We start from the raw sequence: 12829 nt of genomic DNA, 5'->3' as shown, positions 1-12829 counted from the left end.
CGTCTCTTCTTCTTTGCGATGAAGTTGAGGTCCGCCAAGAACGAAGCGGGTTTCAGCTAACTGCTTTCAGCGACCTCATCGGAGTCTGGGCTGTTGTCTGTGTAGACGCGCTGCCGCATCCGCTGACCATGGGTCAGCGTTTGCACGTCAGCGTCGGTGTCGAAGCTGGCCCCGATGCCGCCGGCGACTACACCCATCGCTGCGCTGAGCCATGCGATGTCGAGGTAGTTGGTAAACGACGCGTCTTGCTGGATCTGTTGGGTCATGAATTCAGGATCGATGACGACGAGGCCACCTAAGAGAATGAGGACGACCAGAGTCGCGTAGAGAGCGATGACGGTGATCAGGAGGGTCAGGACAGTGGAGAGGTTGTAGTACATGACCACCGTGGCCAGTCGTTCATTGACCGGTTGATCCCAGAGTTTGTGGCTGACGATCAACCAGGCGACCATGACGAGGATGGCGACAGCGCCGATCGACAGCAGTCGGAGGGTGGACAGGTAGGTCGACATCTGCCAGATCGAACTGTAGAAGATGCCGAAGGCTCCGGTGGCTGAGGCTGCCGCCAGTGCTCCGGAGAGCTTCGGAGCCGTTCGCCAGGGTTCGTTGGCAATCGTCATGCCCAAGATCAGCCGTGGGCCTCCGGTGATGGTGTGGGCGTGCAGGGACTGATGGTGGGAGTCTTCGTTGTTCGACCAGTTGGACCACCCGAGTAGAAATTTGCGGGTCGTGGCTTCCGGGTCCCAGGGGGGGGACTAATTTGTTGACCGAGCTCATCATGACTTTGACGATGCGGCGCTTGGTGGCCCAGGCTCCGAGTGTGGGGCACGAGACGACTGCAAGGTTGCGGTCGGAATGGACCTCGGCGATCAGAGGATCGCCCTGGGTGTGGCGCGGTATCTCTGTCAGGAGCAGGATGATGTTGACGTCAGGGTAATCGTCGCGAAGGTCTTCAACCGCACCCAGGGCTAGTTCGCGCTCGGGGGTCAGCCGAATCGTGTCGGTGTGAGTGTGCAGTGTCGTCGTGACCCCATACGCCTCGCGCAAGTAGCGTTCCAAGGTGGTGTGGATGGAAGCCGCTCGCCGGCTGGGCAATCCCGGATCGGCCACGAGGAGCACCTGAAGGGCCTGGGACGTGGTGTCGAGCATAATGGTCCTCCGCAACTCGAAGGACGAGTTGTCTAGAAAATGGTCATGTGGTCAGAGTCGCGCGGATGCGTTCAATGAGATCATCGAGGGCATCGTCGAACTCCCGCTGAGAATGATCTTGGCCCAGAAGTTCGCTGAGCCTGATCACGGTGGGGTAGTTCGACAAGTCGGCTTCTTCGTCTGAGGCTTCGTCGTCATCGAAGCCGATCGCGTCGTCGCCGGTGGCATGCACCTGCAGCAGAAGATCACCGATAAGGAAGCTTGTGAATGCTTTGTAGGCGCTGACTGCATTCTCGTCGGAGAATCCAAAACTCTGCAGTGTGGAGAGGAAGTCCTCGACCCAGCGCAGGCTGCGCAACGGGGGCCGTAACCACGGAGCCTGTGAAGGCTGAGTGGCGATCAACGGGAAGATCTCGGGGTGCTCGCGGGCCAGTTGCAGCGTTGCGTTAGCAACGCGCTGGAGGTAGTCCTCCCATGACGTGGGTGTCTCGATCATGAGGTCGTTGTCGAACAGATTGTCAATGAGGTTGGCGACCATGCCTTCGAGGAGCTCTCCCCGTCCGGAGACATGACGGTAGAGGGCCATCGCCTCTACCCCGAGACTGTCGCCGAGACGGCGCATCGTGAGGGCATCGAGACCATGTCCATCGACGAAAGCGATGGCGGTGAGCACAACGTGGTCTTTGGTAAGCCGTTTCGGGGCCATGGATCCCTCCCTGCCCGATTTCGTGGCGCTATTACTGCTCGAGCCAACAACTGCCGAGCATCCACCAGCAGTCTATGCGCTCCAGAGCCAAAGACATAAGCCCCCTTTGCGTTGCGCTTACTGTGTAAACATGCCATGGTGGAAGAAGGTACCACCATCTGGTCGGGCAACAAAAGTGTGATGATGTTTGACAAGCGAGTACTCACGACTGAACGAACGCTTTGCCGCTGGGCTCTGCGCCATTGGGGGCTCCACCATCGTTGGCCTGGGACCTGCTGACAGGTCGCACACGAACGGCGAAGGCATAGCTGATCTCACCGGCAGCAGCCGACGCTTGTCGATGCCGTGAAATTCAAAGGAAACGCAATGAACGAAAAGCCTCACAAAGCAGAGGAAATCAAAGGTAAGGCGAAGACCGCTGCTGGCAAGGCCACGGGCGACCAGAGTCTTGAAGCCGAAGGAAAAACCGATGTCGCCGAGGCTGAAGGAAAACAAGCTGCCGACAACGTGAAGAACACTGTCCGCGGAGTCGCCGACTCGCTCAGGAATGATCCGAAACACTAACAGCGCCAGCCTCGGGGGTGGGACATGAGTTCCCATCCCCGGGTGACTGTCGAAGGCGACAGGTCCGGGCTGCGGCCTCAACGTAGGAGAGGATGCTGAAATGCCACGAAGACGCGACGGCCACTCCTTCATCCTGATGGCCAATCGTCTACCCGTTGATCGCTGCGGAGACTCGTGGCACACAGCGCCGGGAGGACTTGTCTCAGCGTTGGCGCCGATCGCGAAAGCCGAGAGCGGGGCATGGATCGGCTGGCCGGGAACTTGCGAGGAAACAATTGAACCCTTCGGGGTCGGCGGCATGCACCTTGTCCCCATTCCACTCAGCTGTGCCGAACATCGCCAGTACTATGAAGGCTTCTCCAACGCTGTTCTCTGGCCCCTCTATCACGATCTCATCGTCGCGCCTGAATACCGGCGGGACTGGTGGTTCGCCTATGAGGCCGTCAATGCCAGGTTCGCTCGGGCCGCGATCGAAACAGCAGCATATGGGGCGACTATCTGGATTCACGATTATCATCTGCAGCTCGTTCCGCGGATGATCCGCGGTCAGCGTCCTGACGTGCGCATCGGCTTCTTCAACCACATTCCCTTTCCCCCAGTCGAGTTGCTAGCACAACTGCCGTGGCGCGAAGCGGTTATGGATGGGCTGCTCGGAGCCGATGTCATCGGGCTCCAACGCGAGTCCGACGTCACGAACTTCCGGGCCGCGAGTCAGAGATTTCTCGGCATCGATCCCGATCGCGTCTCGAACGTCATCGGTGCCTACCCCATCTCAGTCGATGTCGATGCGATTCGTGAAGCAGCCGAATCTGAATCAGTTGCACGACTCGCCCGACAGTTTCGGCACGATCTCGGCAACCCCGAAGTGCTCATGCTCGGGATCGATCGACTCGACTATACAAAAGGCATCCCACAACGCCTTCACGCCGTTGAAGAGCTCCTTGACGAGGGAGCCCTTGACCCGGAGACGACGGTGTTGGCCCAAGTGGCGGTTCCCTCACGCGAAGGAATCGGGGCATATCAAGACCTGCGTGATGAAGTCGAACGCCTCATCGGTCGGGTCAATGGCCGCTTCGGCACGATCGAACGAGGCGTAGTTCAGTATGCTCATCAGTCATATTCGTTCGAAGCCACCATCGCCCTATACCTTGCCGCGGACGTGCTTCTGGTAACGTCCTTGCGCGATGGAATGAATCTCGTCGCTAAAGAATTTGTCACAGCGCGCCAAGGGAGCGGCGGGGCTCTCGTTCTCTCAGAATTTGCCGGGGCCGCTGATGAGCTCGACCGGGCCATCATCGTCAACCCGCATGACACCTCGGGGCTGAAGAACGGGATACGTCAAGCCGCCAGCCTCACCGGTGACGACGCGCCTGAGCAGATGGCGGCGATGGCTGCGGCTGTCAAAGACAACGATCTCCACCAGTGGGCTCGACGCTTCCTCAACGACCTGCAGAGCCCGATGAACTCAGGCTTGCCGCTGCTGAAAATGCCCACCAGGAAGACCACCGGAAATCTGCGAGAGGTGAAACACGTTGGCAGATAAAGCAGCACACGACGCGCAGGACCATCGGATACCCACCCCCGATGGCATCGACATCAACACGATGCCGCCCGACGAGAAGCGGACGCTGAAGCGGGCGATCGGCGGATCGGCCCTCGGCAATGCCGTCGAATGGTTCGACTACGGCGTCTACTCCTACGTATCCATCTACATCGCCAGCGCCTTCTTCCCCGGCGAATGGGGAGTCGCCCTCACCTTCGCCACCCTCGCCCTCTCCTTCGTGTTCCGCCCCTTGGGGGGACTCATCCTCGGGCCCTTAGGAGACAAGGTGGGCCGTCAGCACGTCATGGTCGTAACCATCGTCATGATGACGATTCCGACCACGATCATCGGCATCCTCCCCAGCTACGCCACGCTCGGGGCATGGGCACCGATCCTGCTGCTGTTGTGCCGCATGGTCCAAGGCTTCTCCACCGGCGGCGAGTACGGCGGTGCCGCCGTCTACATGGCAGAGTCATCACCAGACCAGCGCCGCGGCTTCTGCGGGTCCTTCCTCGAACTGGGCACCCTGGCCGGCACAGCCTCGGCAGCGGTGGTCTGCACTCTTCTCCTCCTCCTCGTCGGCAGCGATGGCATGGAGGCCGGCTGGTGGCGACTGCCGTTCCTGCTGACCCTCCCGCTCGGTGCCGTTGCCCTCTGGCTGCGGATGAAACTCGACGAACCGGAGGCGTTTTCCAAGACCACCTCGAAGCAGAAGGCCAACCGAAAACCATTTCGGGAGCTGTTCACCGGGTACAAGAAGCAGATCCTGATGCTCATGGCTTTCGTCGTGCTGCTCAACGTCGGCCAGTACATGGTGCTGACGTACATGCCGACCTACCTCAGCAGCATCCTGGGCCACTCAGAAGTCACGAGCAACTTCATGCTCGTCGGGCTGCTGGCGGCCATGATCGTTGTTGTCAGCCCCTTGGGCCGACTGACGGATTCGATCGGACGCAAACCGGTCCTCTACACGTCAGCAATCGGGTTCATCGTGCTGTCCGTCCCCGCGTTCCTCCTCATGCAGGCGGAGGGGCGCGGTCTCCAATTCCTCGGGCTGGGCATCATAGCGCTGCTCCAGGCGATGATGCAGTCGTGCGTCTCGGCGACGCTGCCAGCGATCTTCCCGACCCAGGTGCGGTTCTCCGGCTTCGCCATCGGCTACAACGTCTCGACGGCGATCTTCGGTGGGACCACGGCTGCGGTCAATTCCTTCGTCATTAAGGCGACCGGATTCGACCTGTTCCCTGCCGTCTATCTTGTCGCAGCGGGAATCATCGGCCTGATCGGCATCCACTTCTTCAACGAAACCGCAGGTCGTCCCATCTACGGTGAGACTCCGCCGGGATCCGAAGATGAGGAGCTTGCCAAGATGGGCTACGAACTCATCGGATTCAACGGTGTCGCGACCACCTCTGAACGCTAGGTTGTTCTCTCATACTCATCGACACCTCATGACGGCCCTACCCGCTCTCAAATTTAGCATGACGCTATAAGATCCGAAACACATAAGATGCGAAATACCCGACCAGTAAGGAGTGGTGTGATGTACACGATGCTCAACAACCAAGAATCGTCAAAATATGATCTCTATCTGCCCGGCAAGCTCGTCGCGGCACTGCATTACAAACTCGTGGCAGAAGAGAGCGAGATTATGCTTATCTACTGCGAGGCCATTGAGACTGTGGAAGCAGCCCACCACTGCACAGAGCTGATGCGACGGGCGCTCGAAGACGTGAAAAGTCGCCGCTTGAAACTCACGATCACATGCCCTATAGCTCGCAAATTTACTGAAGAACCAGCATGCCCAACGAATGTCCGCAACGTCGCGATGTAGCACGTCACGGGCGGCCACGGTGAATGCCTTCGTGCATCAGCCATAGTTAACTTGAGTCAGTGGCCCCTGGGCCGGGGGCAAAACGCGGGCAGTCGTAAAAGTTGGATAAGCTTTACAATGAGGACGCGTACCGGTCGTATCCGAACAAACTCAGAACGGAGGCAAAAGATCATGGCATTCACCGATCGCAAGCAGGTGCGTACCTGGCTCGACGGAATCGATTTCCCTGCCGACAAGCAACAGCTCGTCGATCAAGCCGAGCGCAACGGCGCTCCCGAAGAGGTGGTGCGCGGTTTTCGCGCGATGCCGCCTGTGGAGTACGAGAACATCAAAGAAGTTTTCTCATCGGTGTCGATTCGCCGAGATCAGAGTGATGCCGACAAGGCCGAACAGGCGCATCGTCACGCCCACAGCGGTTTGGCCGAACACGAACGCGAGACGCCCGTCAATCCCATCGTCGACGAGCTGGGAGAAAATCGCAAAAGCTGACTGATCGCTTTGGTCACCTGAGCAATGATGGTCGACAACAGGTTTGTCCCCGCTGAGAGCGTTCGCTGAACCGATGAGCTCTCACCACTGATTCGTCGACCTCAGTGAAGAGGCGAACCTTCCCGCTCGCCGCTGAGGGGGCCGACCTGGCGACGGCCGCCGCGGACGGCGAGGATCTCCGCGAGGATCGACACAGCCACCTCGGCGGGAGTGAATGTCTCCAGATCGAGACCGATCGGCGAATGCAGCCGCGCCAGCGCATGGCTGTCCACTCCCGCTTCGCTCAGGGCTGCGCGGCGGTCGCGGTCGCTGCGACGCGAGCCCATCGCCCCGACGTAGGCCACGTCGAGGTCGAGTGCGGCGGTCAGAGTGGGGATGTCGACCTTCGGATCGTGACTGAGGACGCAGATCATGCTCCGGCCGTCGAACTCACCGGTGGCGGCGGCCTCGGTGAGGAATCTGTGCGGCCAGGCGCGGACCACCTCGGCGCCGGGAAACGATGCCGGGTCGGCGAAGACCGGACGAGGATCGCACACGGTGATGCGCAGACCCAAGGGTCTGGCCGCCTCCACGAGGGCGAGGCTGAAGGCGTTGGCTCCGACGACGAGGAGATGGGCCGGCTCGATGCGGGTCTCGACGAACAGCTCGATCGGCTCGCTGCCGCCCGCCGGCGGGGCAAGACGGACCCTGCCCGTGCGACCGCTGCGGATGAAGGCCCCGACGCGCTGCGCAGCGGTCTCGACCACGGCGTCGGGCACCAGAGGAACGAGGCTGGACGCCAAGGAGTCGGTGCTCGGCCCGGTGCTCTCGTCCACAGCGGCGGCGGAGACAGCTGCCGCTGGGGCCGAGGCGTCGTCGGTGGAGGGCAGCCGCAGCACCACGGCAGCCGGTTCGCTGTCCGATCGCAGGCCGGGGCAGTCTGAGCGGAAGGGCTGGATGAGCACGTCGATGCGGCCGCCGCACATGAGCCCGACGGCGAAGGCATCTTCATCGCTGTAGCCGAACCTCTGCACCGAGGCGTCTCCGGTGGCGAGCGCGTCCCGGCAGGCCTCGAGCACGGCTCCTTCGACGCAGCCGCCGGTGAGGGAGCCGACGATGCCGCCGGCGGCATCGACGAGCATCGAGGTCCCCGCCGGGCGCGGAACCGACCCTTCGGTCGCGATGATCGTCGCGACGGCGACATCCTGCGGCTCCTGCGAGTCGAAGAGCCGCGTCGCAGCGGCGGAGAGAACGTCGAGCATGGGCCGAGACTATACCGTCGGGAACGTCACCGACAGAGCCTTGACGCGAACGGACTATTCGGGCAGTTCGTACGTCAGCCAGACGCGATGAGCGCCGTCGGCTTCGTTCCTCAGCCCGCCGGTCCCAGTGATCCCGGTCAGATCTCCGGTGCCGCTCGACGGGATGATGACGAACGATTCGTTGTCACGGTCCTCACCGGATGTCGTCGCCGAATGGGTGAAGTTGAAGGTGCCCGTGCGTTCGTGCAGCTTCCCTGCGAACGATTCCATGGCGACATAGCCGCCGACGTCGGTCGAATGGTCCACAGCGTAGGTGAACAGCGTCGTCGAGTGCCCGCTGACTTCGCCGGTGAAATGCTTCTCCATCCGCGCGAAACCGACCGGCGTGGCCGTGGACGGCGTCTCCTCCCGCGGAAGATCGACCGGGGTGAACGTGTCGACGGTGAATGCTCCTGATGCGTCCATGCATCGGCCCTCTCTGCTGGCAGGTCGTCTCGTCCACGCTACCCCGAAAATGATCGGGATGGGAGCGCGCGAGGAGAAGTGCGAAGAGTGCGGAAAGCCCGCGTCACAGCCAGGGACGCATCGGCACGAGAGCACGTTCGGCGAGTTTCGTCAGCCGGTGGCGGTTGAGCCAGTCCGAACCGAGTTCGACACAGTGCGTGGAGTCGCTGTCGAACACCTTCTCCATCTCCGCGACGAATGCACGGTCGATGACTTCGACATTCGTCTCGTAGTTGAAGGTCAGCGACAGCCGGTCGATGTTCGCCGTGCCCACCGTCGACCATTCGCCGTCGATGGTCGCGACCTTCGAATGGATCATGCTCGCGGTGTAGAGCAGAACCGTGACCTTCGAGTTGATCATCTGCTCGAAGAATCCGCGGGAGAGCCAGTCGCCGAGGATGTGGTTGGACTCCTGCGGAACCATGACCCGCACGTCCACGCCGCGCTCCGCCGCCTCGATGAGAGAGCGCAGCAGCTGCTGGTCGGGAATGAAATAGGGAGTCGTCAGCCAGATCCGCTTCCGCGCACGGGCGAAGGCGTTGAGATACATGCTGCGAATCGGATAGACGAGGTGGATCGGGAGATTCGCCGAGACCCGCAGCTTCGACTCCCAGGCAGCGGGCGGAACCCAGGCGATCTGTTCGCCGGTGTCGTGGAATTCGTTCCACACTTCCGCGATGGTCTGTCGCAGGCCCCAGGCTCCGGGACCGACCGAGCGCAGGTGGGTGTCGCGCCAATGCCGGGCGTAGAGAGAACCGATGTTGAACCCGCCGACGAAGGCCACATCGTCGTCGATGACGAGGATCTTCGAATGGTTGAATCCAGAATGGCGCAACGGGCCCCGCCAGAACTTCCGCGCGACCGTCGGCAGGCGCAGCACACGGATCTGCTCGGAGAGCTGACGGTAAAAGGATGCAGGGACCGACAGGTTGGCGAAGCCGTCGTAGATGAGATGGATCTCCACACCGCGGGCCGAGGCGGCGTTGAACGCGTCGATGAATCGCTGCCCCATCTCGTCGTTCTTCCAGATGAACGTCTCCATGAGGATCGACTCGCGTGCGGAGCCGATCGCATCGAGCATGTCCTCGTAGAGGGTGGCGCCGTCGGTGTAGATGTCGAGCTCTGACTCTTCGACCGTCGAACTGAACGTTCCCGGTCGCGGCGCGGGGCGCGACTTCCGCCCTCGTTTCTGGATGAGGTCGATGGCCATCGAGACGGCGACGGTCGCCGGCACCGCACTGGCGAGGCCGGCGACCGCCCAGGGCACGATTCGCCGCAGACGGTCGACCTGGCGGAGGGCAGGATTTCTCAGAGGAGACATCCGCTCACTCTATCCCTTCCGACCCTCCGCCTCTCTCAGCCGAAGATGCTCACTCCCCCGGGTCCGACGAGGCAGCCGACGACGATGAGTACGACTCCCCAGAGAATCTGCTTCCTGAAGATGGCGAAGATTCCTGAGATGACGAGGATCGCTGCGATGATCCAGAGAATGACAGCCATGGGTACTCCTTCATTCGGTGATTGCGAAGGCCGCTTACCGGCAACCGGCTCGCCTTCGAATCGCCAATCTAACACCGCTGCGCTGACCTGGCAGGACGGCGACGGTGCCTCAGCAGGTGGAACCGGGAACGACACTCCCGGAAAGCGAATCCGATGGAAGAGCGTGCGAAACACCCCCGTACACTGTTGCCGAAGCTGAACTGTTCTGACCGGACTTCGAGGCGAGGAGCCAGCCATGCCCCATGACCGCTCACTGGAGGGATACCTCCGACGGCCGGAATTCGCCACCGACCTGCTGCAGATCGCCAAGGGCGTGATCGCCGCCACCGGCGCCTGGTGGGTCTCTGACGCCGTGCTTGACAGTCAGATGCCGTTCCTTGCTCCGTGGACGGCGCTGCTGACGGTCCACGCCACCGTCTACAGGTCATTCTCTCGAGGGGTGCAGACGACGATCGCGTCGACGATCGGCGTGGGCGTGTCCTTCCTCATCGGCAACTACCTCGGGGTCAGCCTCTGGACTTTCGCTCTGGCGATGTTCGTCGGTCTGGCCGGTGCCCGCCTGTCCTGGATCCGCGACGAAGGCGTGGCGATCGCGACGACGGCGATCTTCGTCCTCGGCTCCGGATTCGATTCTCAGCAGCCCCTGCTCGTCGACCGACTCGTCGAACTCGCCCTCGGAGTGGCCGTCGGCCTTGTGGTCAACCTCCTCATGGTCCCGCCGCTGCGTGATCGGCAGGCGGCACGCTACATCGACAGCGTCAACCGGCAGATGGGCGAAGTGCTCACAGACATGTCGGACCAGTTCTCCCGCTCCTGGGGCTCGGATGCCGCCCAGGAGTGGTTTGAGCGGACGGAGGCCATGAGCCGAGAGCTCGACTCGGCCTGGCAGACCGTGCGGTTCGCCCGTGAGAGCCGACGCATCAATCCCCGCTCAGCGATCCGTTCCAGGAAACTGCGACGCCGACTAGACTCAGCCGACTCCGCGGAGAGGGAAAGCTACGAGAGCATCCTGTTCAGAGCCGACGAAGGCATCTCCCACCTGCGGAACCTCGCCCGCACCCTCCGTGAGGCCTCCTCGTCCGAAAGGGAATGGAACACCTGGTTCCGCGACGAGTGGGCGTCGATCGTCGCCGATGCCGGACGGTCCATCGCCGATCCCGATGCCGACGTCGAACCGATCTTCGACCGTCTCCAACAGCTGTCGACCGACATCTCCCAGGATCGGTCGCTTCCGGAGACCACGTGGCCGATCTACGGCTCACTCATCACGAGCCTGCGCCATATCGTCGTCATCGTCGACGATGTCGCCTCGGCGCGCAGCGCCCGGGAATCCGATTGACCCCGACTCCCTGCGCATAGGTCAGGTGCCCACCGAGGTAGCCGCCGACTCCCACTGCTGAGAGTCCGGCGAGCGACAGGAGGATCCCCGTCTTCCGACGCCCTTTCGCTCGGACCAGCCAGGAGGCCGATTGCAGAGAGGCGCCGACCGAATTGGCCACCGCGTGGACGATGCCAACCCGTTGAGCCGGGCCGTGGGTCTCGCTCCAGTCGGAGGCACCCGACCAGGCGGTCGGCACGGCCGAGAGCACACCGATTCCGACGAGTCTCTTCGCGGCCGCTGCGCTCTCCTCCCCACCGGTGAGATCGAGCAGTGTGGCCATCGACCACGCTCCGATGGGGACGTCCGTGAGCATCGGGTGCAGCGGATGCCCGAGCCACGAACCCGACAGCGCATCCTTCACCGGCCCGAACTCCGTCAGCTTGCGCACAGCCTTCGCCAGTGGTGCGGAGAGCGGGTCGAGGGCGCGCCCCGATTCGATCTTCTCCATGGTCGTGTTGAGGAACTTCATCTCTGCCGCCTTTCGCTTGTGCTCGCAGTGTTGTGACCCGTCGGCTCCTTCTCGGCTGTCGGCCCGGCGCCTCCGGCGCGGTAGTCCCGCAGGGGCACGGCTCCAGAGTCGAAGGCGTCGAGGATGTCCTCGACGATGCGCCAGCCCTCTTCGGCGGCATCACCGCGGACGCTGAACGTCGGATCGCCGTCGAGGATCCCCCGCAGCACTCCCCCGTAGGATTCGAGTCCCGGTTCCTCAACCTCGGCACGGGCCGTTGCCGTGGCAAGACCCCGCTGGTCAGAGGGGCCGCCGAGGTTGATGTCCAGCCCGAAGCATTCATCGTCGAGGCTGATCCGCAGAATGTTCGGAGCCAGGTCAGAAGGCTCGCCGAAGCGTGAGTATGTGTGCGGTGGTCGACGGAAGATGACAGCGATCTCCCGGCGCGGACTGCCGATCGCCTTTCCCGAGCGCAGCGTCACGGGAACGCCGCTCCACCGCCAGGTGTCGACCTCGAGTGTCACCTGGCCGAATGTCTCGGTCTCATTCGCGGGGTCGACGCCTTCCTCGGCCGTGTAAGCCGGAAGGCTGCGCCCGTCGAGCTCGCCGGCCGTATAGCGGCCGCGGACGACCGCTGTCGCCGGATCGTCGTCCCAGATCCTCGTCGACCGCAGCACGTGGGCGGTCAGCGCCGGCAGTTCGACGTGGTCGAAGACCGAGGGCGGATCCATCATCACCAGCGCCATGGCCTGAAGCAGATGGGATTGCATCATGTCCCTGAACGCGCCGGTCCCGTCGTAGTAGGCGGCTCGTCCCTCCAGTCCGAGGCTCTCGTCGAAGACGATCTCGATGGACTCGACGTTCTCGCGGTTGAGCAGCGGTTCGACAACCTGATTGGCAAAGCGCAGTCCCATGAAGTCGAGGACAGCGGGCAGATTGAGGAAATGGTCGACCCGGAAGGTCTGTTCTTCGGGAACGAGCCGCGCTACCGCGGCATTGATCTCCTCGGCCGAGTCGAGATCGAAGCCGATCGGCTTCTCGAGAGCCAGCAGCAGATCCTCGGGAAGGTTGAGAGCGGACATCGCGTCGAGCGCCTGCATGGTGATCCGGGGAGGCAGGGCGAAGTACAGACACGCCGGGGTGTCGATCGTCGAGAGAAGATCTCCGAGGCTCTCACCGTCTGTGACATCGCACTGAATGAATGAAGAGCTCTCCCGGGCGTAGGAGACGGCAGGGCCGCGCGCGTCGACCGAATCGAAGGCATCGGTCACGACCTGCTGAAAGTCGACATCCGGTGTCTGCGACGAGCCGATGACGGAGATGCGCCTCTCGGGCGCAACCGTCAGCAGCGAGCCGAGGCCGGGCAGCAGGAGCCGGGAGGCGAGATCGCTCGAGGCCCCCAGGATCACGAGGTTCTTCATGGCATCCATGTCGGGGACCCTACGCCCGATCCCGGGTTTGTGGGACCCC

Annotated in this window: 14 protein-coding genes; 6 read left to right on the top strand and 8 right to left on the bottom strand. The window is 62.4% G+C overall.

The window, feature by feature from the left end; translation table 11 throughout:
• Positions 1–56: 56 nt before the first annotated feature.
• Together GUY37_RS19110 and GUY37_RS04070 are read right to left on the bottom strand one after the other, a co-directional pair.
• On the bottom strand, positions 57–620 hold the full coding sequence (locus GUY37_RS19110; protein ID WP_228278346.1) for a hypothetical protein: 564 nt from the start codon (positions 618–620) through the stop codon (positions 57–59).
• Between the two features lie 572 nt (positions 621–1192).
• Positions 1193–1855, bottom strand: a complete 663-nt coding sequence (locus GUY37_RS04070; RefSeq protein ID WP_166822535.1) for a TetR/AcrR family transcriptional regulator — start codon at positions 1853–1855, stop codon at positions 1193–1195.
• A gap of 366 nt (positions 1856–2221) precedes the next feature.
• Here GUY37_RS04070 and GUY37_RS04065 point away from each other — a divergent pair, with 366 nt between their 5' ends.
• From GUY37_RS04065 to GUY37_RS04045, 5 genes are all read left to right on the top strand, one after another.
• On the top strand, positions 2222–2419 hold the full coding sequence (locus tag GUY37_RS04065; protein ID WP_166822532.1) for a CsbD family protein: 198 nt from the start codon (positions 2222–2224) through the stop codon (positions 2417–2419).
• A gap of 100 nt (positions 2420–2519) precedes the next feature.
• The gene (locus GUY37_RS04060; protein WP_166822529.1) at positions 2520–3962 is read left to right on the top strand and encodes an alpha,alpha-trehalose-phosphate synthase (UDP-forming); all 1443 of its coding nucleotides are present in this window, start codon (positions 2520–2522) and stop codon (positions 3960–3962) included.
• Complete coding sequence (locus tag GUY37_RS04055; protein ID WP_208094754.1) at positions 3952–5385, top strand: MFS transporter; 1434 nt, start codon at positions 3952–3954, stop codon at positions 5383–5385. Before GUY37_RS04060 ends, GUY37_RS04055 begins: the two co-directional genes overlap by 11 nt.
• Positions 5386–5505: 120 nt before the next feature.
• Positions 5506–5796 carry a hypothetical protein gene (locus GUY37_RS04050; RefSeq protein WP_166822526.1) on the top strand — a complete coding sequence of 97 codons (291 nt, stop codon included), beginning with the start codon at positions 5506–5508 and terminating at the stop codon, positions 5794–5796.
• 171 nt (positions 5797–5967) lie between these two features.
• Positions 5968–6285: a DUF2795 domain-containing protein gene (locus GUY37_RS04045; protein ID WP_166822523.1), complete on the top strand. Its 318-nt coding sequence runs from the start codon at positions 5968–5970 to the stop codon at positions 6283–6285.
• Between the two features lie 101 nt (positions 6286–6386).
• Here the strand turns inward: GUY37_RS04045 and GUY37_RS04040 are convergent, their stop codons facing one another.
• From GUY37_RS04040 to GUY37_RS04025, 4 genes are all read right to left on the bottom strand, one after another.
• Complete coding sequence (locus GUY37_RS04040; protein WP_166822520.1) at positions 6387–7526, bottom strand: XdhC family protein; 1140 nt, start codon at positions 7524–7526, stop codon at positions 6387–6389.
• 54 nt (positions 7527–7580) lie between these two features.
• A complete protein-coding gene (locus GUY37_RS04035) occupies positions 7581–7991 on the bottom strand; it encodes a DUF3224 domain-containing protein (RefSeq protein ID WP_166822517.1) in 411 nt (136 codons plus the stop codon).
• 103 nt (positions 7992–8094) lie between these two features.
• Entirely contained in the window at positions 8095–9351 is a 1257-nt protein-coding gene (locus tag GUY37_RS04030; protein WP_208094753.1) for a phospholipase D-like domain-containing protein, read from the bottom strand.
• A gap of 35 nt (positions 9352–9386) precedes the next feature.
• Positions 9387–9530, bottom strand: a complete 144-nt coding sequence (locus tag GUY37_RS04025) for a GPGG-motif small membrane protein (RefSeq protein WP_166822514.1) — start codon at positions 9528–9530, stop codon at positions 9387–9389.
• A 235-nt stretch (positions 9531–9765) separates the two neighbouring features.
• On the opposite strand from GUY37_RS04025, the gene GUY37_RS04020 reads away from it, so the two are divergent.
• Positions 9766–10869 (top strand): FUSC family protein, encoded by a 1104-nt coding sequence (locus tag GUY37_RS04020; protein ID WP_166822511.1) that lies wholly within the window; start codon positions 9766–9768, stop codon positions 10867–10869.
• Here GUY37_RS04020 and GUY37_RS04015 read toward each other — a convergent pair.
• Both GUY37_RS04015 and GUY37_RS04010 read right to left on the bottom strand, forming a co-directional pair.
• The gene (locus GUY37_RS04015; protein ID WP_166822508.1) at positions 10820–11380 is read right to left on the bottom strand and encodes a DUF2231 domain-containing protein; all 561 of its coding nucleotides are present in this window, start codon (positions 11378–11380) and stop codon (positions 10820–10822) included. The two genes, GUY37_RS04020 and GUY37_RS04015, sit on opposite strands and share 50 nt — an antisense overlap.
• On the bottom strand, positions 11377–12789 hold the full coding sequence (locus tag GUY37_RS04010; RefSeq protein WP_166822505.1) for a glucose-6-phosphate dehydrogenase: 1413 nt from the start codon (positions 12787–12789) through the stop codon (positions 11377–11379). The genes GUY37_RS04015 and GUY37_RS04010 overlap by 4 nt, the downstream gene beginning before the upstream one ends.
• Positions 12790–12829: the final 40 nt, after the last annotated feature.

Source organism: Brevibacterium limosum, from assembly GCF_011617705.1.
In the GTDB taxonomy this organism is placed as follows: domain Bacteria; phylum Actinomycetota; class Actinomycetes; order Actinomycetales; family Brevibacteriaceae; genus Brevibacterium; species Brevibacterium limosum.
This window is presented reverse-complemented; position numbering and strand designations above follow the sequence as displayed.

Excerpts from the sequence above, each read along its gene's own strand:
- GUY37_RS19110 (WP_228278346.1), bottom strand. The coding sequence starts at position 620 with ATGACGATTGCCAACGAACCCTGGCGAACGGCTCCGAAGCTCTCCGGA.
- GUY37_RS04070 (WP_166822535.1), bottom strand. The coding sequence starts at position 1,855 with ATGGCCCCGAAACGGCTTACCAAAGACCACGTTGTGCTCACCGCCATC.
- GUY37_RS04065 (WP_166822532.1), top strand. The coding sequence starts at position 2,222 with ATGAACGAAAAGCCTCACAAAGCAGAGGAAATCAAAGGTAAGGCGAAG.
- GUY37_RS04060 (WP_166822529.1), top strand. The coding sequence starts at position 2,520 with ATGCCACGAAGACGCGACGGCCACTCCTTCATCCTGATGGCCAATCGT.
- GUY37_RS04050 (WP_166822526.1), top strand. The coding sequence starts at position 5,506 with ATGTACACGATGCTCAACAACCAAGAATCGTCAAAATATGATCTCTAT.
- GUY37_RS04045 (WP_166822523.1), top strand. The coding sequence starts at position 5,968 with ATGGCATTCACCGATCGCAAGCAGGTGCGTACCTGGCTCGACGGAATC.
- GUY37_RS04040 (WP_166822520.1), bottom strand. The coding sequence starts at position 7,526 with ATGCTCGACGTTCTCTCCGCCGCTGCGACGCGGCTCTTCGACTCGCAG.
- GUY37_RS04035 (WP_166822517.1), bottom strand. The coding sequence starts at position 7,991 with ATGGACGCATCAGGAGCATTCACCGTCGACACGTTCACCCCGGTCGAT.
- GUY37_RS04030 (WP_208094753.1), bottom strand. The coding sequence starts at position 9,351 with ATGTCTCCTCTGAGAAATCCTGCCCTCCGCCAGGTCGACCGTCTGCGG.
- GUY37_RS04025 (WP_166822514.1), bottom strand. The coding sequence starts at position 9,530 with ATGGCTGTCATTCTCTGGATCATCGCAGCGATCCTCGTCATCTCAGGA.
- GUY37_RS04020 (WP_166822511.1), top strand. The coding sequence starts at position 9,766 with ATGCCCCATGACCGCTCACTGGAGGGATACCTCCGACGGCCGGAATTC.
- GUY37_RS04015 (WP_166822508.1), bottom strand. The coding sequence starts at position 11,380 with ATGAAGTTCCTCAACACGACCATGGAGAAGATCGAATCGGGGCGCGCC.
- GUY37_RS04010 (WP_166822505.1), bottom strand. The coding sequence starts at position 12,789 with ATGGATGCCATGAAGAACCTCGTGATCCTGGGGGCCTCGAGCGATCTC.